This is a genomic window from Streptomyces sp. NPDC005722, from assembly GCF_040630935.1.
Taxonomy (GTDB): domain Bacteria; phylum Actinomycetota; class Actinomycetes; order Streptomycetales; family Streptomycetaceae; genus Actinacidiphila.
On record NZ_JBEXYN010000032.1, the window covers coordinates 1 to 20592 of the forward strand.

Genomic DNA, 20592 nt, shown 5'->3' on the forward strand with positions numbered 1-20592 from the left:
TTCCACCTGAAGTACTCCGACGCCACGTTCCCGATGAAGATCGCCTCGGGTGCGGGGTCGATCGTGGACCACACGCAGTACCCGGCGGACAAGCTGCGCACCGACGGCGGGGCGACGGGTTCGGGCCCGTACAAGCTGGATTCCTACGAGGCCGGCGACAAGGCGGTGTTCACCGTCAACGAGGGCTACCAGGGGTCGGCGGAGATCCGTAACTCCGGTATGACGATGAAGTTCTTCGGTGACGAGCCGGCGTTGAAGACGGCGGTCGAGGACGGGTCGGTGGACCTGGCCTACCGTGGTCTGGACTCGGCCGACATCGCGTCCCTGCAGCGCAGTTCGATAGCCGGCGACACCGGGATCCAGGTGGTGGAGGGCACCGGTGCCGAGGTGCAGCACCTGGTGTTCAACGTCGAGGACCCGGTGGTGGGCAACAAGGCGGTGCGCCGGGCGGTGGCGTACGTGATCGACCGCAAGGCGTTCATCCGGGACGTGTACCAGCGCACGGCGACGCCGTTGTACTCGATCGTGCCGCAGGGGATCACCGGTCACAACACGGCCTTCTTCGACCGGTACGGCGAGGGAGGTGACGTGGCGGGCGCGCAGTCCGCGCTGTCGCAGGCGGGGATCACCGAGAAGGTGAAGTTCACGCTGTGGGCGACGCCGGTGCGTTTCGGGCCGGGCACGGTGGCGGAGCTGAAGGCGATCGCCAAGCAGCTCAACGACAGCGGGCTGTTCGACGTGGACGTCAAGACCACCGACGCCGACCAGTACGCCAAGGACATCGAGGCGGGCAAGTACGCGGCGTACGTGCGCGGTTGGGTGCCGGACTACCCGGACCCGGACAACTTCACCGCCCCGTTCTTCGGTGACGGCAACGTGCTGTCCAACAACTACGTCAACAAGAAGATCACCGGGCAGCTGATCCCGCGCACCGCCGCCGAGGCCGGCCGCGGCGACACCACCGCCGACTTCGAGGACCTGCAGTCCGCGGTGGCGGACGACGTGCCGATGATCCCGCTCTGGCAGGGCAAGCAGTACGTGGTCTCCAAGGACAACATCAACGGCCTGGAATGGACCCTCGACCCCTCCACCGTCTTCCGCTTCTGGGAGATCCAGAAGGGCGCGTCCCAGTAGCCGACGCGCGACCGGTCGTCGACCACCGTCGGCGCGGACGCGGCAGCCGTGCTCCTCGTACGGCTGCCGCGTCCCGGCGGCGCGGCCACGGAGCGGGCGGTCTTGCCGTGAGCGCATAGAATCTTGCCCATGGCGCAAGGCGATGGTGATCTGGACGGCCTGGTGAGGCAACGCATCCGCGCCCTGCGCGTCGCCCAGGGCTGGTCCCTGGAGGAACTGGCCGCCCGCGCCAACGTCAGCCAGTCCACGCTGTCCCGGATCGAGAACGGGCAGCGCCGGCTCGCGCTCGACCAGCTCGTCATCCTCGCCCGCGCCCTGGACACCTCCCTCGACCAGCTGGTCGAGACCGCTTCGGAGGACGTCGTCTCCCACCCGACGGCCGACCGGGCGCGCGGGCAGCTGCGCTGGCCGATCAAGGCGGAACCGGGCATGACCGTCGTACGGCAGCGCATGACGAGCCCGCCGCCCGACCAGCCGTCGCGCATGCGCGCCCACCCCGGCCGGGAATGGCTCGTCGTCCTGTCCGGCACCGCGGTCCTGCTGCTGGGCGACCGGCGGCTGCGGGTCGAGACCAACCAGGCGGCGGAGTTCCCCACGATGCTGCCGCACGCCATCGGGGCCGAGGGCGGACCGTGCGAGATCCTCGGCATCTTCGACCGCGACGCCCGGCGCGGGCACCAGCGGGGCGAGGACGCCGGGAAGGCGTCATCACCGTGACGGTTTGCGCGTGCCGCAGCCCAGCCGGCCATCGTCTTGCGCCTTCCGGAAGCCACCGGGCCGCGGGCCCACCGCCCGGTTAGCGTGGCCGCCATGAACGACCCCCGCCCTCAGGCAGCGCACCACGGCGCGCCCCACGTCCACGCACACGTCGACGTCCACGAGCACGGCCAGCAGCACGGCCAGGACCACGAGCACGACACGGAAGGCCAGGCGGAGATCCTCGACCTGGACGCGGAAGTGCTCGCCGAGCACACCGCGTCCATCACGGCCTGGCTGCCGGTCGGGAACGGCCCCCGCCGCGTCGTGGACCTCGGCTGCGGCACCGGAGCCGGAACCCTCGCCCTGCTCCGGCGCTTCCCCGACGCCCAGGTGACGGCCGTCGACTTCTCCGCCCCGCACCTGCAGCGCCTGCAGGCCAAGGCAGCCGCGGCCGGAGTGACCGACCGCGTACGCCTCGTCCACGCCGACCTCGACGCGACGGCCTGGCCCGACCTCGGCACCCCGGAACTCGTGTGGGCCTCGGCCTCCCTGCACCACATGGCCGACCCCGGCAACACCCTGCGCCGGGTCCACGACCTCCTGGCCCCGGGCGGCCTCCTCGCCGCAGTCGAACTGGCCGGGTTCCCGCGCTTCCTGCCCGAGGACGCCCCCGACGACGCGCCGGGCCTCGAGGAGCGCTGCCACGCCGCGCTCGACCGCCGGCACGCCGTGCACCTCCCGCACCGCGGCGCGGACTGGGGGGCCGAGCTGACCGGGGCCGGCTTCGCCGTCGAAGCCGAACGCACCCTGGCCGTGGACATCGCGCCGCCGCCCACCGAGACCGTCACCCGCTACGCCCTCAGCACCCTGCGCCGGATGCGCGCCGCCGTCGCCGACGCCCTGACGCCGGACGACCTGGCCGCCCTGGACCGCCTGCTCGAATCCGACGCCCCCGGCGGCCTCGCGCGCCGCACCGACCTGCGGGTCCGCACCGAACGCACGGTCTGGGCCGCCCGCCGGCCCTGATCCGCTCCTCGGCCGGCGGAAGCGGCACCCGGGCCCCGGCGAGTAGTGTGGGACATGCCCCGGACACCGGTTCGCGGCCGCGTTCCCGGGCCCATCCGGGGCACGGGCCATCGTCCCTCACCCGACGGCCGGTCCACGGGGCGTACGGGCTCCGCCGCCGTCGGTCGTCGACGGGCAGCGACATCGCCATGATCTGGGAAGTACTGGTGCTGGGCTTCGTGCTCAGCCTCGACAATTTCCGGGTGTCGATCGCGCTCGGCACCGTCCCCTTCGGCCTGAGGCGCGCCGTGCAGGTCGCGCTCACCTTCGGGTTGTGGGACGCGGTCATGCCCCTGGTCGGGCTGCTGATCGGTCGCCGGATCGGGGATTCCGTCGGGGACGTCGCCGACCTCGTGGGTGCGGCCGCTCTCGGCGGATACGGTCTCTACCTCGTCGTCTCGGCCCTGCGGAACCCCGAGCCCCAGGAGTTGGACCACCCGTGGGCGCTGTTCGGCATCCCGTTGACGCTGAGCCTGGACAACCTGTTCGCCGGGGCGAGTCTGGGTCTCCTCGGGCTCTCTCCGTGGTTCTCGGCCGCCGTCTTCGGAATCGTGACGGCGGTGATGTCGCTGCTCGGGCTGCGCCTCGGGCGGGCCGCGGCACGTCTGATCCGCCTCCGCCCGGAGCTGCTGAGCGGGGTCACCCTGATCATCGCCGCGGTGGCGCTGCCGCTGTGGCTCGGTGGCTAGGCGTTCCGCCCGGCGAGGTTGCGGACGCGGCGGCCGTTGCCCGGACGGCAGAGGGTGCCGGACCCGCACGGGAGCCCGTGGCGAGATGTGCCGGAACGCCAAGGGTTCTGGGCGCAGGGTCGACGCGTCAGGCGGGTGCTCCCGGGGCGCGGGCCGGGGGGCGGGGGCGGTGCGGGCGGGGGACCAGGCGCGGGGCGCCGGTCCGCGAGCCGGTGCCGGCGGCCTCGACCGCCTCGGCCACCAGGCGGTGGTCGGGCGACAGGTGGCAGACCGGGTCGGTGCGGGCCGCGTCGCCGGTGAGCAGGAACGCCTGGCAACGGCAGCCGCCGAAGTCCACCTCCCGGCGGAAGCAGCTCCGGCAGGGCTCCGGCATCCAGTCCGTGCCCCGGAACGCGTTCATCACCGGCGACTCGGCCCAGATCCACGCCAGTGGGTGCTCCCGCACGCCGGCCCGCGGCAGCGGCAGGGACTGCGCGGCCGGGCAGGGCAGGACGTCGCCGTTGGGCGTCACGGTCAGTTGCCGGGACGCCCACCCGCCCATGCAGGGTTTCGGGTAGCGGCTGTAGTAGTCGGAGATGACGTAGACGACGTCCATGCGGTCCCGCAGGCGTTCACGGGCGGCCCGTACGACGGCCTCGGCCGCCTCCAGCTGGGCCCGGCTCGGCAGCAGCGCGGCACGGTTCCGCCAGGCCCAGCCGTAGTACTGGGTGTTGGCCAGCTCCAGCCGGTCGGCGCCCACCTCCTCGGCCAGGCCGAGCACGTCGGCGACACGGTCGATGTTGTGCCGGTGCAGCACCACGTTCACGGTCAGGGGCCAGCCCAGTTCCTTGACCAGGTGCATCGCCTCGATCTTGCGCCGGAAGGACGGAGTGCCGGCGATCCGGTCGGAGGCGGCAGCCTCGGCGGCCTGGACGCTGACCTGCACGTGGTCGAGCCCGGCGGCTCGCAGCCGCTCGGCCCTCGGACGGGACAGGCCCAGCGCGCTGGTCACGAGGTTGGTGTACAGCCCCAGGTCGTGGGCGGCCGCCGCGATCTCCACCAGGTCGCGCCGCAGCAGTGGTTCACCGCCGGACAGGTGGCACTGCAGGACTCCCAGCTCGCCGGCCTCGGCCAGGACGCGCCGCCACTCGTCCGTGGTCAGCTCGTCCCGGTAGCGGGCCATCTCCAGGGGGTTGGAGCAGTACGGGCAGGCCAGCGGGCAGCGGTAGGTGAGTTCGGCGAGCAGCCCGAACGGGCTATCCATCGGTGAGCTCCATCCAGCGCCGGGCGACGAGCCGGGTCAGGAACCGCCGTACCTCGTCCTCGGGGACGGTCCGGTAGCGGGCGCCCAGTTCGGTCACGATCCCGGTCACGGTGTGCCGCCCGTCGCACAGTTCGAGGATCGCCGCGCCGGTGCCGTTCAGGACCACCACGGTCTCGGGGTGCAGCAGGACGTGGCGTTGCCTGGTCCGGCAGAAGCCGAGCCGGACGTGCCGTGCCAGCCGGGGCCGGTCCGGGCCGCACACCTCGACGCCGGGTCCCGTCCTGGTCCTGGTGCGGGTCGCTGCGGTCGGGGTCGGGTCCATGGCGGTCACTCCGGGTAGGCGTGGTCGATGGCGTCCATCAGGCTCCACAGGACGTCGCACTTGAAGGACAGCGCGGCGACGGCGCGTGCCCGGGACCCGTCGGAGAGGCAGTGCGAGGTCACCACCTGGAGGGCGTGCTCGCAGTCCCGCGGCGCCTGTTCCAGACGGGTCCGGAAGTAGGCGAGGCCCGCGGGGTCGATCCACGGGTACCAGCGCTCGAAGGCGGCCAGGCGTGCGGCCATCAGGTCGGGTGCGAACAGTTCCGTGAGCGAGGACGCCACCGCCTCCACCCAGGGGCGGGTCCGGGCGAAGTCCACGTAGGCGTCGACGGCGAACCGCACTCCGGGCACCAGGTGCCGGTGGTCCCGGACCTCCTCGCGGGTCAGCCCGGCGGCCTCGCCGAGGCGCAGCCACGCCTCGATGCCGCCCTCGCCGGCGGCGGTGCCGTCGTGCTCGGTGATCCGCCGGATCCAGCGGCGGCGGAACTCCAGGTCGGGGCAGTTGGCGAGGATCGCGGCGTCCTTGCGGGGGATGTTCTCCTGGTAGTAGAAGCGGTTGGCCACCCAGCCGCGGACCTGGTGCCGGCTCAGGCCGCCGGCGTTCATCCGGACGTGGAACGGGTGCTGGTCGTGGTAGCGCCGCGAGTGGGCCCGCAACGCCTCGACGAAGTCGTCGGGGCCGCTGCGCCCGGTCGTCCTCGTGGGTGTCGTCGTCACGGCCCTACACCTCGATCTCGAGGCCGTCCGTGGCCACTTCGACGCCGTTCTCCCGCAGCGCACCCCGCTCGGGCGCGTCCTCCAGGAGAACGGGGTTGGTGTTGTTGACGTGGACGAGGACCGTCCGTCCCGCGCGCAGCGACGGGAGCTGCGCCAGGCTGCCGTCCGGGCCGCCGATCGGCAGGTGGCCCATCTCCCGGGCCGTGCGGCCGGTCAGGCCGAGCCGTACGAGCTCGTCGTCGCGCCAGCAGGTGCCGTCGAACAGCAGGCATCCGCAGTCCTCGAGCTCCGTGCGCAGCGCCGGCGTCAGCGACTGCACCGCCGGCAGGTAGACCAGCGTGCCCCCGCCGTCCTCGTCGGTGAGCCGGAAGCCCACGACGCGGCCGTGGTCCTGGTCGGCCGCGAACCGGGCGCGTTTGGCGGTGGGCACGTCGAACGCCCGGCAGGTCAGCCCGTCCGCCAGGGCCAGGTCGGTGCCGGGCACCACCGCCCGCCACTCGACGGTGCAGTAGTGCCGCAGCGTGCTGAGGATTCCCGAGCCGTCGCACAGCGTCTTGTGCGCCGCCGGCGTGGCGTACACCCGCAGGGCATGGGCCTCGCGCAACAGCAGCAGGCCCAGCGTGTGGTCCAGTTCGGCGTCGGTGAGCAGCACCGCCTCCAGCGGCGTCGTCCGGTCGCCCCGCGGGTGCAGGGCCGGGAAGGCCTCGAACTGGGCGCGCAGGTCGGGGGAGGCGTTGAGGAGGAACCACCGGCGGCGGTCGACGCTGACGGCGACCGAGGACTGCGTGCGCGCGGGGCCGGCCCCGGAGCGGACCGCGGCGCACACCGTGCACCCGCAGTTCCACTGCGGGGACCCGCCTCCCGCCGCCGAGCCCAGCACCCGCACCAGCACGCCGGCCCTCCGTTCGTCCCCTGACCGGGTCCGTCGCGGGCCCGGCCGCATGTCGGTGTCCCGAGCCGCCGGGGGGCCGCCGGAACCGGTCCGGCGCACCCCGCACCCTCTAGTCCTCCAGCCGGGCGACGTAGGCGGTCACCTCGGCCGCGACGGGGATCTCCTCGAACTCGGGCGTCTCCCACACGATGAGCTGGGATTCCATGGACTCACCTCCTCTCCGCCGGACATGGCGGTCAGCGGCCGTCGGCTACGACCATTCCGGGAGTGCGAAGGTGATCAGGGCGCTGCCGTGCCCCGCGCCGAGCATGCCGGGGAGGAATCCCTCGGCCCACCCGCCCCAGCCGACCGGTACGGCGACGTACTGCCTGTCGTCGACCATGTAGGTGGTCGGGCTGCTGTGGTGGCCGCTCCCGCACTGGAACTGCCACAGCGCCTGCCCGGTACGGGCGTCGAGCGCGTTGAACTCCCCGGAGGGCTCTCCGGCGAACACCAGGTCCCCGCCGGTGGCCAGCACCGAGGCGCACATCGGCAGTTCGTTGCGCCAGCGCCACTTCTCCTCGCCGTCGGCGTCGAACGCGCTGACGGATCCCGCCATGTCCTCGATGTCCACCTGAACGCCCGCGCCCCAGTACGGGATGCTCTCCTTGAACTCGCGCCGCCGCCGGGTGGCCGTGGCGCCCGTGTCCTGGACGGGGACGTAGAAGAGGCCGGACTTCGGGCTGTAGGCCGCGTGGGTCCATTCCTTGGCGCCGGCCGGACCCGGGTAGAAGTGGACGGGTTCTCCCTCCTTGTCCGGGTACAGCTTGGCCGTGACCCGGCCGTCCCTCGTGATGGCGCCCCACGTGATGCGGTCCACGAAGGGGGTGATCCCGACCCGTGCCCCGTTCGTGCGGTCCAGGACGAAGAAGTAGCCGTTCTTGTCGAAGTGCCCGAGCAGTTTGCGGCCGTCCCGCTCGAACAGGATGCACTCGGCGATGCTGTCGTAGTCCCACACGTCGTGCGGGGTGCATTGGTAGTGCCAGCGCAACCGGCCGCTGTCGACGTCGACGGCGATGACGCAGTCGGTGAAGAGGTTGTCGCCCTCGCGGACACCTCCGTCGAAGTCGGGTGCCGGATTGCCGGTGCCGACGTACAGCAGGTTGGTCTCCGGGTCGAACGTGCCGGTCACCCAGCAGTTCGCCCCGCCACGCGCCCAGGCCTCGCCGTCGGTGGGCCAGGTCTGCGAACCCGGTTCCCCGGGCTTGGGCACCGTGTAGCAGCGCCACTGGTGCTCGCCGGTGCCGAGGTCGAACGCGTCGAGGTGACCGCGTACGCCGAACTCGCCGCCGGAACTGCCGACGACGACCGTGTTCTTGACGACCAGCGGGGCGAGCGTGGCGCTCTCCCCGGCCCGGACGTCGCCGTAGGTCCGGTCCCAGACCCGCTTTCCGGTGGTGGCGTCGAGTGCGAGCAGACGGGCGTTCGGCGTGACGGTGAAGACCTTCCCCTGGGCCACGGCGACCCCGCGGTTCACGTTCCCGCAGCACAGGGACACGTCGAAGGGGACGGCGTGCTTGTACCGCCAGATCTCCACACCGGTCTTCGCGTCGAGCGCCCAGACCCAGCCGTCCCAGCCGGACAGGAACATGACCCCGTCGACGACGATGGGGGCGGCCTCGAACGAGTAGGTCGACGCGCCCGCGATCAGACCGGTCGTGCCGGCCTGGAAGACCCATGCGGGGACGACGCGCTTCACGCTGTCGGTGTTGATCTGGTCCAGCGGGCTGTAGCGCTGCCCGTCGTAGGCGCCGTAGTAGGTGAGCCAGTTGTGGGGCTCCTGGCGCGCGTTGAGAAGGCGTTCGTAGTCGACGCCGGCCACCACGGGCGGTGCGACGTCGCCGCCCGCCACCTTGCCGCTCAGCATGCCCTGGTCGACGGCCTCACCCGCGTCCACGTAGTCCACGGTCATCGGCCTCTCCCTCCTGCTTCTGCCTACGGCCGCGGTTGCTCGGGGCGGTCGAGGCGGGCCTCCGGCGGAGCTTCCCCCATGACGACGATGGCCCCGGTCAGCCCCCGGCCCTCGTCGTTGCCGGTGGGCGAGCCGAACCAGTAGTAACCCGGTCCGTCGAGGTTGAGCGTCGCCCGGCCGCGCGAGTGGTTCACCAGCCAGATGAACTTCCGGTCGCCGTTGCTCGGCAGGAGCGCGCAGTGCGTGTTCTGGTCGTCGTTGAGGAGCTCGAGCTCGATGTCGCCTCCATGGGGCATGACCAGGATGGAGGGGTCCCAGGCCAGCTCGTCCGGGTGGATCCGGATGGTGGCCTGCATGGTGCCGTCGGCTTTCTCGACGGCGTACCCGATGCTCCCGGTCCCCAGCACCTGACCCAGCGCCGCCTTGTTCTGTTCGGCCAACCCGATCTTGTCCAGCAGGTCGGATCGCTCCTGCATGGTCGTCATCGGGGCGTCACTCCCCTCATGCCGAATCCCGCTCCGCCGTCCGTCCGGATCGTCCTCGCACCGCGTGTGCCGAATGCCCCGCACCGGACCGAGCGGACGGGAAAGCGGTCGATCTGCCCCCGAAAATCACGCTACGCCGCACGGATCACAGCGACAAGGGAGGTCCGTCCGGGCTGGACGGCTCCTGCCGTTCGTCCGCGACGGGCTACCGTTCGTCCCCTGTGCGGCACCGCTCGGAGCGCCGGGGGAGGTCGTACCGGTCCAGGTTCATGACCTTGTCCCACGCGGCGACGAAGTCCGCCGCGAACTTCTCCCGCGCGTCGTCGCTCGCGTAGACCTCGGCGACGGCACGCAGTTCGCAGTTCGAGCCGAAGACGAGGTCGACGCGGCTGCCGGTCCACCTGACCTCGCCGGTGGCCCGGTCGCGCCCCACGAAGGTGTCACCGGCCGCGGACGCCGGCTCCCATGCGGTGCCCGGGTCGAGCAGGTTGACGAAGAAGTCGTTGCTGAGCGCCCCGGGCCGCGAGGTGAACACGCCAAGCGGCGACTGCCGGTGGTTGGCACCCAGCACCCGCAGGCCGCCCACCAGGACGGTCATCTCGGGCACGCTCAGGTCCAGCAGGTTCGCCCGGTCGACCAGCAGGTGCTCCGGCGGCAGCCGGCCGCCCTTGCCCCGGTGGTAGTTGCGGAACCCGTCCGCGACCGGTTCGAGGGCCGCGAAGGACTCCGTGTCGGTCCACTCCTGCGTGGCGTCCGTCCGCCCCGGCGCGAAGGGGACCCGTACGTCGTGGCCGGCCGCCGCGGCGGCCCGCTCGACGGCGGCGGCCCCGCCGAGCACGATCAGGTCGGCCAGCGAGATCCTCGTGCTCCTGGCCCCGGACGCGTCGAAGGACTCCTTGATCCCCTGCAGGGTGCGCAGCACCCGCGCCAGCGTGCCGGGGTCGTTGACCTCCCACCCGCGCTGCGGGTCGAGGCGGACGCGCGCGCCGTTCGCCCCGCCGCGCCGGTCGCTGACGCGGAACGTCGACGCCGACGCCCACGCGGTCGAGACGAGCTGGGGGACCGACAACCCGCTCGCGAGGATCCGCTCCTTGAGCGCGGCGACGTCCTCCGGCCCGACGAGTTCGTGGTCCACGGCCGGGACGGGATCCTGCCAGAGCAGCGTCTCCCGCGGGACCAGCGGTCCGAGGTAGCGCCGGACCGGTCCCATGTCGAGGTGCGTCAGCTTGAACCAGGCCCGGGCGAACGCGTCCGCGAGCAGTTCCGGGTCCGCCAGGAAGCGCCGTGAGACCGGCCCGTAGACCGGGTCCAGCCGCAGCGCCAGGTCCGTCGTCAGCATGGTCGGGGCGTGTGACGCCGACGGGTCGTGGGCGTCCGGTACGGTGCCGGCGCCGCCGCCGTCGGCCGGGATCCACTGCCACAGGCCCGCGGGGCTCAGCTCCAGGTCCCACTCGTAGCGGAACAGCGTCTCGAAGAAGCCGTTGTCCCACGTCGTGGGGGTGGGGGTCCACGTGCCGTCGAGCCCGCTGGAGATGGTGTCCGCGCCCTTCCCGGTGCCGTAGCCGCACTTCCAGCCCAGGCCCTGCTGTTCGAGGGGAGCGCCCTCGGGCTCCGGGCCGAGGTGCGTGCCCGGGTCGGCCGCGCCGTGGGTCTTGCCGAAGGTGTGGCCGCCCGCGATCAACGCGACGGTCTCCTCGTCGTTCATCCCCATGCGCCGGAAGGTCTCGCGGATGTCCCGGGCCGAGGTGAGCGGGTCCGGGACCGTGTTCGGCCCCTCGGGGTTGACGTAGATGAGGCCCATCTGGTCGGCGGCCAGCGGCTCCTGCAGCTCCCGGACGCCGCCGTGGCGTTCGTCACCGAGCCAGGCGTGCTCGGGACCCCAGTGGACGTCCTCGCCGGGCTCCCAGACGTCGGCCCGGCCGCCCGCGAAGCCGAAGGTCCTCAGACCCATCGTCTCCAGGGCGCGGTTGCCCGCGAAGACCATCAGGTCGGCCCAGGAGACCTTGCGGCCGTACTTCTTCTTCACCGGCCACAGCAGCCGGCGTGCCTTGTCGAGGTTGCGGTTGTCCGGCCAGCTGTTCAGCGGCGCGAAACGCTGCATGCCCGCGCCGGCCCCGCCGCGGCCGTCGTGGACGCGGTACGTGCCGGCGCAGTGCCACACCATCCGGATCACCAGCGGCCCGTAGTGGCCGAAGTCGGCCGGCCACCACTCCTGGGACGTGGTCAGCACCTCGTCGACGTCGCGCGCCAGGGCGTCGAGGTCGAGCGTGCGGAACTCCGCGGCGTAGTCGAAGTCCTCGCCCATCGGGTCGGCGTCGGCGGGGTGCTTGCGCAGGATGCCCAGGTCGAGCCGGTTCGGCCACCAGTCGCGGTTGCGCGCGCCGCCGGCCGGGCGGCCGTGGTGCCCGGCGGGGACGGAGAGGCCGAGCCCGCCCGCCTCGCCGGCGTTCGTCCCGCCGGTGGCGGCGTCCGGATGCTCGGACACGGGGAGCTCCTTCCGTATCGGAGGCGTCGGGGTTCAGAGGTTCAGCGCGCGCCGCACGGCCGGCGCGTTCCGCCGGGAGACCGGCACCATCTCGCGCGCACGGTCGTCCATGACCAGGGACAGCTCCCCCTTGAGCCCGCGCTCGACCTCCCGGACGCGGCTGAGGTTGACCACGTACCGGCGGTGCACCCGCAGGAAGCCGACGTCCGCGAGGTCGTCGTCGAGCCTGTCCAGGCTGAGGGACGCGGCCCGCAGCCGGCCCTGGTCCGTCGAGAGCCACACGTCGTTCCCGTGCGATTCGGCGACGGAGACCTCCGGCAGCCGCAGCAGCACCATCCGGTTCCCGCGCAGTGCGACCAGCCGGCGCGGCGGCACACGGGGGTGCCCGGAGCCCTCCGCCCGGGGGAGCCGCGCTCCGTCGGCGACCCCGAACAGCACCAGGTTCCCGATCAGGTGGCCGCAGGAGAAGACGGGCCGGAAGCTGATCGACGTCGGCTCGTCGGCGAGGTGGGCGAAGATCTGCGTCGACCCGACCCAGCCGGGGTCGTGGACGGCCTGCCTGCCGGCGTACCGGGCGGCCGCGAGGAATTCCGGCAGGCCGGGGTTCCACCGCAGGGTGGGGTCGATCGCCGGGGTGCACGCGGGGACGCCCAGGAGCACGCCCGCCATGTCGTCGGCGATCACCACCTTGCCCGCGGTGTCCACGGCGGCGAGCGCCGCCCCCGTCGTGGCCCGGGCCCGGGTGTACGCCGCGACCAGCTCCGCACCGCTGTCACGGGCCCGCGTCTTCAGCGGGTACCGGGTCATGGTGACGGCGCTCGACAGCCAGGTCTCGACGCCCGCGGGAAGTGCGCCGCGCCAGCAGGAGACGCCGAGGACCGCGATCGGCTCCCTGGTCACCACGTCACGCACCGCGATGCCCGCGCACACCCAGTCGTGCAGGGCCCGGCACCAGTGCTCCGCGCCCCTGATCGGCACCGGACCGTGCGCCTCGAGCGCCGTCCCCGTGCCGTTCGTGCCGACCGCGCACTCGGACCAGCAGAACCAGGGCGCCAGGTTGCGTTCGCCGGCCCGGGCGAGCGTGGTGCGGTCACCCCACGCGGCGAGGATCCGGCCGCCGGCGTCGGCGACGGTGACGATGCCGCCGACGTCGCCCACCTCGTGCGCCACGGCGGCGGCGCGGAAGCCCAACTCGGCGAGGACGACGTCGTCCTCGGGCGTGCGTTCCCGCTCCGCGGCGGCCACCGGGGCCCTGGCGAGGTGGGGGTCGACCCGGTACCGCTCCCGGCAGCGGTGCCAGGAGATCGCCACCAGCGGCCGGACGCCGGGGACATGGTCCTCACCCTGGACGAACCGTTCCCACGCGGCGAGCACGGGGCCGCTGCCGAGGTTCGCCGAGGTGGGGTCCAGCCGATGTGTGTCCCGCATGGTTCAGAACCGCCTCCGGTCCCTCCCCGATGCCCGACGGCGCGGGCACCATCCGTGCCGGCCGCCGCTCGTGGCGGCCCGCCCGCCACGGACCGGTCGCCGCGTCGCGGATCCTCTCGCCGTCCACCTCCCACCTTAGTACCGCCGGGCTGCCGGGCAGACGCCTGCAGGGCCGCGTCCGCGGGGCGGGGCGGCGGCCGAGGCCGGGAGCGACGTTACGCGTCGGGACGGCGGTAGACGCCGTGCCACCAGGTCTGCGCCAGCTCGCGGGCGAACGCGGGGTCGCTCGCGGCGTCGGCGGTGGTGACCTGGTCGGTCAGGGCGCGTTCGCCTCCGATGACGATGATCCGCGTGGCGCCGGCCGGGTCGAGGCCGGCGGGGGTGCGGCCGGCCGCCTGCTCGGCGCGGAGGATCGTGACCGTCCAGTCGGTGAACTGGTGGAGCTCGGCCGTGAAGTGGTCGCGCACGGCGCTGTCGTACGTCGCGACCTCCGCGAGCGCCCGCCGGACGGCGGCGTGCCGGCGGTAGACCTGGATCACGTCGAGGAAGACCGCCTCGAGGCCCTCGACGCCGGCCGACGGCTGCCAGGCCGAGGTGACGTCGAACGAGGAGGCCATGAGCTGGTTCGCCAGCCGCAGCAGCAGGTCGACCTTGTCGCGGAAGTGGCTGTAGAAGGTCGAGCGTGCGACCCCGGCCTCGGTGCAGATCCGCTGCACGCCCAGTTCCGTGAAGTTGGCGCCCCCCGCCAGCAGGCGTTGCGTCGCGGCCAGCACGTCCGTCTCCGCCGAGGTGGGGCGGCCGACCTTCGCGGTGCGCCGGCGGGTGATCGAGGGCATGTCCGTGTCCTGTGGGTCGTGGCTGTGTCGGTCGGTCGGCGGTCGGTCGTGGGCCGGTCGTCGCGAAGGGCCGTGGGCTCGGCGGCGGACGTCAGATTACACGCTGTCCGGACATCGTGTAGCGTAATTTCCGGACGTTGTGTCCGGACGTGTCGGCCGGAAAGCCGGGGGCCCCGCCGCCACGGGCAAGCACGTGTGCGCATGAGGAGTGACTGGTGAAATATCGACTGCTGGGACGCACCGGGGTCTGGGTCTCCGAGATATCCCTGGGCGCGATGACCTTCGGCGGCAAGGACCACCCGGTCTACGGCACCCACGGGGCGCTGGGACAGCAGGAGGCCGACCGGGTGGTCGGCGCCGCGCTGGACGCCGGGATCAATTTCATGGACACCGCGGACGTCTACGCCGACGGCGAGAGCGAGGAACTGCTCGGCCGGGCGCTCGGCCGGCGCCGGCGGGACGTGGTGCTGGCCACCAAACTGCTCGCCCCGGTCGGGCCGGGACCCAACGACCAGGGGCTGTCGCGGCTGCACGTGATGCGTGCCCTGGAGGACAGCCTGCGCCGGCTGGGGACCGACCACATCGACCTCTACCAGATCCACAACCACGATCACCTGACGCCGCTGGAGGAGACGCTGAGCGCCCTCGACGACGCCGTGCGCCAGGGCAAGGTCCGCTACATCGGCTGCTCCAACCTCGCCGCCTGGCAGATCAGCAAGGCGCTCGGCATCTCCGCACTGCACCACCAGGCGGCGTTCGTCGCCAACCAGACGCACTACTCCCTGGTGGCGCGTGACGCCGAGCACGAACTGGTGCCCCAGGCCGAGGACTCGGGCGTGGCCCTGACCGTGTGGCAGCCGCTGGCCGGCGGGTTCCTCACCGGCAAGTTCGACCGCGGCGGGGTCGCCACGGAGCCGGACTCCCGCCGCGCCCGCAACGGCTACGACTTCGTGCCGTTCGACGAGGAACGGGGCTTCGCGGTGCTCGACGTCGTCCGGCTCGTCGCGGCGCGGCACGGGGTGAGCCCGGCGCAGGTCTCGCTGGCCTGGCTGCTCGCGCAGCGCGCCGTCACCAGCGTCATCGTCGGCGTCCGCACGCAGGCGCAGCTCGCGGACAACGTCGCCGCCGGCGGCCTGACCCTGACCGAGCGGGACCTCGCCGAACTCGACGAGGTCAGCCGGCCCCCGGCGGCCTATCCGAACTGGATCCAGCAAGGCTTCGCACCGGTACGGATCCCGGCCGGCAACCTGGCCTGACGGGCCTGCCGCTCGGGCACCGGCCGCGCCGACCGGCGTGAGGTGCCCGAGCGGGAAGGCCCGTGGGGCGGCGTCCACGGCCGTCTCCGGCGCCCGTGCGTGGACGCGGCGCCGCGCACGGCCGGTTCCCGGTCCGTCACCGGGCGCCCTGCCCCGGGAGACCGTCAGGCGGTAGGGTCCAGGCGTGCGTTGATCTTCCGGGCGGCCGCCTCGCGCAGCCGCGGACGGTGCCGGGCGCCTCCCATGACGGGGGCGCCCCGGCAGGCATGCCCGTCGTCGCCGTCACCCCACCGGAGAGCCGCACCATGAGCGTTCAGCAGCCCCTCACCTACGAGTCGTTCGTCGAACTCGCCGCCGCCGATCCAGCCGTGGTCGGCCTCGTCCTGAAAGGCTCGCGAGCCCACGAAGGCATGACCACCCGGCACTCCGACCACGACCTGTACGTGGTCGTCGCCGACGACGCCACCACCGGCCTCACGCGGTTCGCGGGCCACCGCACCACCGAACTCGACGTCGTCGTCCTCCGGCTCACGGAGTTCCGCGCGGCCGGGATGCCCGGTTTCGAACGCTACGCCCTCGCCCGGGCGCGGGTCGTGCTCGACCGGCTCGACGGAGGCATCGCCCGGGCCCTCGCGGACAAGGCCCGGCTGGGTGCCGACGAGGCGTTCCGGGTCTCCGCCGGCCGGCTCGACGCCTACGCCAACTCCCTCTACCGCTCCGTCAAGAACCACCGCGACGGGCAGGCCCTCGCCGCCCGGCTCGACGCCGCCGACAGCATGGCGTTCCTGCTCGAGCTGCTCTTCGCCCTCGACCGCCGCCCCCGCCCGTACAACAGGTACCTGGAGTGGGAGCTCGCCCGGTACCCGCTGCCGGGCTGGGACACCGGCGTGCTGCTCGACGCCGTGGACCGCGTCTCGGCGACCGGCGACGTGTCCGCGCAGCGGCGGCTGTTCGCCCGTGTCGAGGCGGTCGCCCGCGCGGCCGGACACGGCGAGGTGCTGGACGCGTGGGGCGAGGACCTCGGCCTGATGCGGCCGTGACGCCTCGGCACCTGCGCGGCCCGGGCGTCCCGGGCGCCGGTACGTGCGCTGGTGCGCCCCTGCGAAGCCGATGGAAAGCACCGCACAAGCGACAAGTGTGTCCATAGGCTGACAGCGATGTGTCGGGGCGGGGTGTGCGAGCGGGGGGTGCGCGGTGCGGGTGCTGTCGGGTCGGTACGAGCTGGTGGAGACCGTCGGCCGGGGTGGCATGGGCGAGGTGTGGCGCGGGGTCGACCGCGAACTCGGCCGGACGGTGGCCGTGAAGGTGCTGCCCCCGGATCTGACCCGGCACGAGGAGTTCCGCTCCCGCTTCCGCCGGGAGGCACGCACGGTCGCCTCCCTCACCCACCGGGGGATCGCGGTGCTCCACGACGTCGGTGAGGACACCGGCGGGGAGGAGGCCGTGCCGTACCTCGTCATGGAGTTCATCGAGGGCCGCACGCTCGCCGAGGTCCTGGGCGACGGCCCGCTCACCATGGAGCGTTCGGCGGCGATCATGCGGGACGTCGCCGACGCCCTCGCGCACAGCCATGCGCAGGGACTGGTCCACCGCGACGTGAAGCCCTCGAACGTGATGATCACGGCCGACGGTCAGGTCAAGATCCTCGACTTCGGCATCGCGAAGGTCGTCGCGGACACCGCGACCCGGCTGACCGCGACCGGGATGACCGTGGGCACGCCGGCCTACCTCTCCCCGGAACAGATCCACGGCGCGGCGGTGGACGCCCGCACGGACCAGTACTCGCTGGGGTGCCTGTTCTACGAACTCCTCACCGGCCGGCCCCCGTTCACCGGTGACTCGCCGTTCGCCGTGATGAACCAGCACCTGGCCAAGGACCCCGTGCCGCCTTCGGCGCTGCGCCCGCAACTGTCCTTCGACGTGGACTCCGTCGTGCTGCGGGCGCTGGCCAAACAGCCCGAGCGGCGGTTCCTGGGCATGGGTGCCCTGCGCGACGCGCTGGGGAGCCTGCACAGCGGCGGCGGCCTGGCGGGCACGGCGGGCGGCACCCGTCTGGCCGGGGCCCAGGAGCAGTCGGCCGTGCCGGCTGTGGGGCCCGAACCGGCCCGGGGCGTACCGGCGTCGGCCCACGCCGTGCGGGCCGCGCCACCGTTGCCGCCGCAGCCGGTGGCGGCTCCGACGGTCGCCCCGGCGGGTGCCTACGGGGCCGCGCCCCCGGTCACCGCGCCGACGCCGGACCGACTGACGTTCGGCTCCCTGTGGCGGGGCGAACGGCTCGCCCCGTTGGTCGCGACGCTGCTGGCGCTGCCCGTGGTGATCTCCACGTGGAACTCCTACGCGTACGCCGGCTCGACCACGGCGGCGCTCGCCGCCGCGTGGCTGACCGCGCTGGCGCTGACCTGTGTGCGTCCCGGTCTGGCGGGAGCCTTCGCCGCGGTGGCGCCGGCCACCTTGCTGCTGGTGCGTGACGACATGCCCGGCACCGTGATCCTGGCGCTGCTGGCGGCGGCGTGCGCGGTGGGGGTCTTCCACCGGTCGGGCCTGGCCGCCCAGGCCCTGTCCTACGGGGCGATCCTGTGCGCCGGGCCGGTCGTCGCGAGGACGACCGGCTACTACGGCGAGGGGGTGACGTTCCTGCTGCTGGCGGCCGCGGCCTGCACCGCCCTGGCCGCCGTGCGGCACCCGCGCCGCCGCGACGAGGGCTGACCACCCGCGCAACCGCCCCGGATGTGGGGGAGGATGGGGCGGGCCCGCGGGTGCGCCGCCGGCGCCGCCGACGGGCCCGGTCGAGCAGTCGGAAGAGAGGGACGGTGGAGATCGCCATGCAGTCCGGTACCGCGGCGCGGCCCCGCAAGCCGCTCAGCAGGGAGCGGATCCTGGGCACCGCGGTGGCCCTGGCCGACGACGGCGGGGTCGCCGCGTTGAGCATGCGGAAGATCGCGGCGGCACTCGGTGTGGTGCCGATGGCGCTGTACAAGCACGTGGCGAACAAGGACGAGTTGCTGGACGGCATGATCGACGCCCTGGTCGGTGAGATCGATCCGCCCGCCGACGGGTCGGACTGGCAGCAGGTCGTGCGGCGGCGCGTGCTGTCGGCGCGCCGGATGCTGTTGCGCCACCCGTGGGCGCCGGGCGTGATCGAGGCCCGGATGAAGGCGCGTTCGGCCCCGACCCCGGCGGTGCTGGGCTACCTGGACTCGATGATCGGGATCTTCAGGGCCGGGGGGTTCACGGTGGACCTGGTCCACCACGCGATGCACATCATGGGCAGCCGTGTCCTGGGCTTCTCCCAGGAGTTGTTCGAGGACGCCCCCGGCGGCGAGCCCGATGCGGACGCCCTGCCGCCCGAGGAGATGGCGGCGCGCTACCCGCACGTCACCGAGCTGGCCATGGCGGTCGCCCACGACCCGGAGTCCGTCGTCGGCGGCGGCTGCGACGACCAGCTGGAGTTCGAGTTCGCCCTCGACCTGATGCTGGACGGCCTGGAGCGGCTCCGGCTGGCCGCCTGACCCGGCCGCACGAACGCGCCGGCCCGCCGCTTCGGCGCGCGCCGACCTCGCCGAACGACGTTCCGCCACGAGCTCCCTGCCCGCGCCCCTTGACGGGTGTACGCCGTACACCTACGGTGCGTGGCAAGGGAGTTCGGACATTGGGGGGCTCGATGCGAGCGATCGTCCAGAAGAAGTTCGGCCCGCCGGACGTCCTGCGGCTGCAGGACGTCGACCGGCCCGAGGCGGGCGCCGGTGAGGTGCTGGTGCGGGTGCGCGCGGCGGCGCTCAACCCGTACGACTGGCACATGATGCGCGGCGACCCGTATGTGGCGCGGCTGATGGGCGGCATGGGGCTGACCCGCCCGAAGACGGAGGTGGCGGGCATCGACGCGGCCGGTCACGTGGAGGCGGTCGGCCCCGGGGTGCGGGGTGTCCGGCCCGGTGACGCGGTGCTGGGCTTCTGCCCGGGTGCCCTCGCCGAGTACGCGCGCACCACCGCCGACCTGCTGGTCCGCAAGCCCGAGGGGCTGACGTTCGAGCAGGCCGCCGCGGTGCCGATGGGGGCGGTGACCGCGCTGCGCGGCATCCGGACCGTCGGCGAGGCGAAGGCCGGGCACCGCGTCCTGGTCAACGGGGCCGCGGGCGGTGTGGGCAGCTTCGCGGTGCAGATCGCCTCGGCCCTGGACGCGGAGGTCACCGCGGTGTGCAGCCCGGGGAACGCGGAACTGGTGCGTTCGCTGGGCGCCGCCCACGTCGTCGACTACACCCGGGAGGACTTCACGCGCTCCGGCGCGCGCTACGACCTCATCCTGGACAACGTCGGCAACCACCCGCCCGGCCGGCTGCGCCGGGCGCTCACCCCCGCGGGCATCCTGGTGGCCAACGGCGGTGGATCGCCCGGCCGTGTGGTCGGGGCGGTCGGTTCGACGCTGCGCGTGGTCGCGGCCAACGCGTTCGTCCGGCAGCGGCTGCGCGTGATCCTCCCGGCGGCCCCCGCCGGACCGACGCACGAGGACCTCCTGGCCGTCACCGCGCTCATCGAGGCGGGCCGTCTCACCCCCGTCGTCGACCGGACCCATCCGCTGGAGGACACCGCCGAGGGCATGCGCCACGTGGAGCGGGGCCACGCCCGCGGCAAGACCGTGATCACCGTCGGCTGAACGGCCGGTCCGCTGAACGGCCGGTCCGCTGAACGGCCGGTCCGCTGAACCGCCGGTTCTCCGTACGCGGTCGATGCCGAAGGACCTCGGGGGCCGGGCTCCTGGAGCCCGGCCCCGGGGCCGTCACCTACGGGCGGGCGTAGGGGCGGGTCATGACCTCCAGGTTGTGGCCGTCCGGGTCGGCGAAGTACGCGCCGCGGCCGCCGAAGAGGCGGTTGATCCGGCCGGGCTCGGTGTGACCGGGGTCGGCGTAGTGGGTGACGCCCACCGCCCTCAACCGGTCGATGACCGCGTCGAACTGCTCCTCGGTCACGAGGAACGCGTAGTGCTGCGACTGGACCGGCTCGTCGCGCTTCTCGTAGTAGTCGAGTGTGACGCCGTTGCCGAGCTCCACCGGGAGGAACGGCCCGAAGGGGGCGCCGACCTCCAGGCCCAGGACCACGGCGAGGAACTCGGCCGACAGCCGCCGGTCCCGGGCGTAGACGGCGGTGTGGTTCAGCTGGGCGGGGGCCGGTGGCGGCTCGGACCGGTGGGCGCCGCGCTGGTCGTTCTGCATCGGTGGCATCGTTCTCCGGGTCTCGGGTGCGCTGGGAGAGGCGCCGTGTGGAGGCGCCGCGAAGAGACTCGGAAGGGGAGGCGGGGCTCTTGCCCGCCCCGTGCTCACGCCGGGGCCGGGGACCCTGTTCGTGCATGGCTCGCGGCCGACCCGGCAGTCACCTGGGAGAATCTAGTGGCTGCCG

At 73.2% G+C, this 20592-nt stretch carries 20 protein-coding genes; 9 read left to right on the plus strand and 11 right to left on the minus strand.

From position 1 onward, the window contains the following. From ABZ479_RS29455 to ABZ479_RS29470, 4 genes are all read left to right on the plus strand, one after another. The coding region (locus tag ABZ479_RS29455; protein WP_500464386.1) for an ABC transporter substrate-binding protein at positions 1–1134 on the plus strand (1134 nt) is incomplete at its 5' end. Positions 1135–1263: 129 nt separating this feature from the next. After that, positions 1264–1851, plus strand: coding sequence for a helix-turn-helix domain-containing protein (locus tag ABZ479_RS29460; RefSeq protein WP_500464387.1), 588 nt, complete (start codon positions 1264–1266; stop codon positions 1849–1851). A 93-nt stretch (positions 1852–1944) separates the two neighbouring features. After that, positions 1945–2859: a class I SAM-dependent methyltransferase gene (locus ABZ479_RS29465; protein WP_500464388.1), complete on the plus strand. Its 915-nt coding sequence runs from the start codon at positions 1945–1947 to the stop codon at positions 2857–2859. A gap of 188 nt (positions 2860–3047) precedes the next feature. Beyond that, positions 3048–3587, plus strand: coding sequence for a manganese efflux pump MntP (locus tag ABZ479_RS29470; RefSeq protein WP_500464389.1), 540 nt, complete (start codon positions 3048–3050; stop codon positions 3585–3587). Positions 3588–3714: 127 nt separating this feature from the next. Here the strand turns inward: ABZ479_RS29470 and pqqE are convergent, their stop codons facing one another. The 10 genes from pqqE to ABZ479_RS29520 all read right to left on the minus strand — a co-directional run bounded on the left by pqqE (position 3715) and on the right by ABZ479_RS29520 (position 13945). Further along, the gene (gene pqqE / locus ABZ479_RS29475) at positions 3715–4830 is read right to left on the minus strand and encodes a pyrroloquinoline quinone biosynthesis protein PqqE (protein ID WP_500464390.1); all 1116 of its coding nucleotides are present in this window, start codon (positions 4828–4830) and stop codon (positions 3715–3717) included. Next, positions 4823–5152, minus strand: coding sequence for a pyrroloquinoline quinone biosynthesis peptide chaperone PqqD (gene pqqD / locus ABZ479_RS29480; protein WP_499601186.1), 330 nt, complete (start codon positions 5150–5152; stop codon positions 4823–4825). The genes pqqE and pqqD overlap by 8 nt, the downstream gene beginning before the upstream one ends. Before the next feature lie 5 nt (positions 5153–5157). Further along, positions 5158–5868 carry a pyrroloquinoline-quinone synthase PqqC gene (gene pqqC / locus ABZ479_RS29485; RefSeq protein ID WP_500464391.1) on the minus strand — a complete coding sequence of 237 codons (711 nt, stop codon included), beginning with the start codon at positions 5866–5868 and terminating at the stop codon, positions 5158–5160. Between the two features lie 4 nt (positions 5869–5872). Further along, entirely contained in the window at positions 5873–6760 is an 888-nt protein-coding gene (gene pqqB, locus ABZ479_RS29490; RefSeq protein ID WP_500464392.1) for a pyrroloquinoline quinone biosynthesis protein PqqB, read from the minus strand. Between the two features lie 109 nt (positions 6761–6869). After that, positions 6870–6965 carry a pyrroloquinoline quinone precursor peptide PqqA gene (pqqA, locus tag ABZ479_RS29495; protein ID WP_499601189.1) on the minus strand — a complete coding sequence of 32 codons (96 nt, stop codon included), beginning with the start codon at positions 6963–6965 and terminating at the stop codon, positions 6870–6872. 45 nt (positions 6966–7010) lie between these two features. Further along, on the minus strand, positions 7011–8711 hold the full coding sequence (locus ABZ479_RS29500; RefSeq protein ID WP_500464393.1) for a PQQ-dependent dehydrogenase, methanol/ethanol family: 1701 nt from the start codon (positions 8709–8711) through the stop codon (positions 7011–7013). 23 nt (positions 8712–8734) lie between these two features. Continuing rightward, on the minus strand, positions 8735–9196 hold the full coding sequence (locus ABZ479_RS29505; RefSeq protein ID WP_499601191.1) for an MSMEG_3727 family PQQ-associated protein: 462 nt from the start codon (positions 9194–9196) through the stop codon (positions 8735–8737). 205 nt (positions 9197–9401) lie between these two features. After that, on the minus strand, positions 9402–11681 hold the full coding sequence (gene katG, locus ABZ479_RS29510; RefSeq protein WP_500464394.1) for a catalase/peroxidase HPI: 2280 nt from the start codon (positions 11679–11681) through the stop codon (positions 9402–9404). A 33-nt stretch (positions 11682–11714) separates the two neighbouring features. Continuing rightward, entirely contained in the window at positions 11715–13109 is a 1395-nt protein-coding gene (locus ABZ479_RS29515; protein ID WP_500464395.1) for a DNA-binding protein, read from the minus strand. Positions 13110–13324: 215 nt separating this feature from the next. Next, entirely contained in the window at positions 13325–13945 is a 621-nt protein-coding gene (locus ABZ479_RS29520) for a TetR/AcrR family transcriptional regulator (protein ID WP_500464396.1), read from the minus strand. Between the two features lie 215 nt (positions 13946–14160). Here ABZ479_RS29520 and ABZ479_RS29525 point away from each other — a divergent pair, with 215 nt between their 5' ends. The 5 genes from ABZ479_RS29525 (at position 14161) to ABZ479_RS29545 (ending at position 19852) form a co-directional block, all read left to right on the plus strand. Beyond that, the gene (locus ABZ479_RS29525) at positions 14161–15201 is read left to right on the plus strand and encodes an aldo/keto reductase (RefSeq protein ID WP_500464397.1); all 1041 of its coding nucleotides are present in this window, start codon (positions 14161–14163) and stop codon (positions 15199–15201) included. Between the two features lie 305 nt (positions 15202–15506). Next, complete coding sequence (locus ABZ479_RS29530) at positions 15507–16241, plus strand: hypothetical protein (RefSeq protein WP_500464398.1); 735 nt, start codon at positions 15507–15509, stop codon at positions 16239–16241. Positions 16242–16401: 160 nt separating this feature from the next. Then, a complete protein-coding gene (locus ABZ479_RS29535) occupies positions 16402–17907 on the plus strand; it encodes a serine/threonine-protein kinase (protein WP_500464399.1) in 1506 nt (501 codons plus the stop codon). Between the two features lie 116 nt (positions 17908–18023). Further along, entirely contained in the window at positions 18024–18710 is a 687-nt protein-coding gene (locus ABZ479_RS29540) for a TetR/AcrR family transcriptional regulator (protein WP_500464400.1), read from the plus strand. Positions 18711–18862: 152 nt separating this feature from the next. Next, on the plus strand, positions 18863–19852 hold the full coding sequence (locus ABZ479_RS29545) for an NAD(P)-dependent alcohol dehydrogenase (RefSeq protein WP_500464401.1): 990 nt from the start codon (positions 18863–18865) through the stop codon (positions 19850–19852). Between the two features lie 127 nt (positions 19853–19979). Here ABZ479_RS29545 and ABZ479_RS29550 read toward each other — a convergent pair whose 3' ends face one another. Then, positions 19980–20408: a VOC family protein gene (locus ABZ479_RS29550; protein WP_500464402.1), complete on the minus strand. Its 429-nt coding sequence runs from the start codon at positions 20406–20408 to the stop codon at positions 19980–19982. Positions 20409–20592 lie beyond the last annotated feature (184 nt).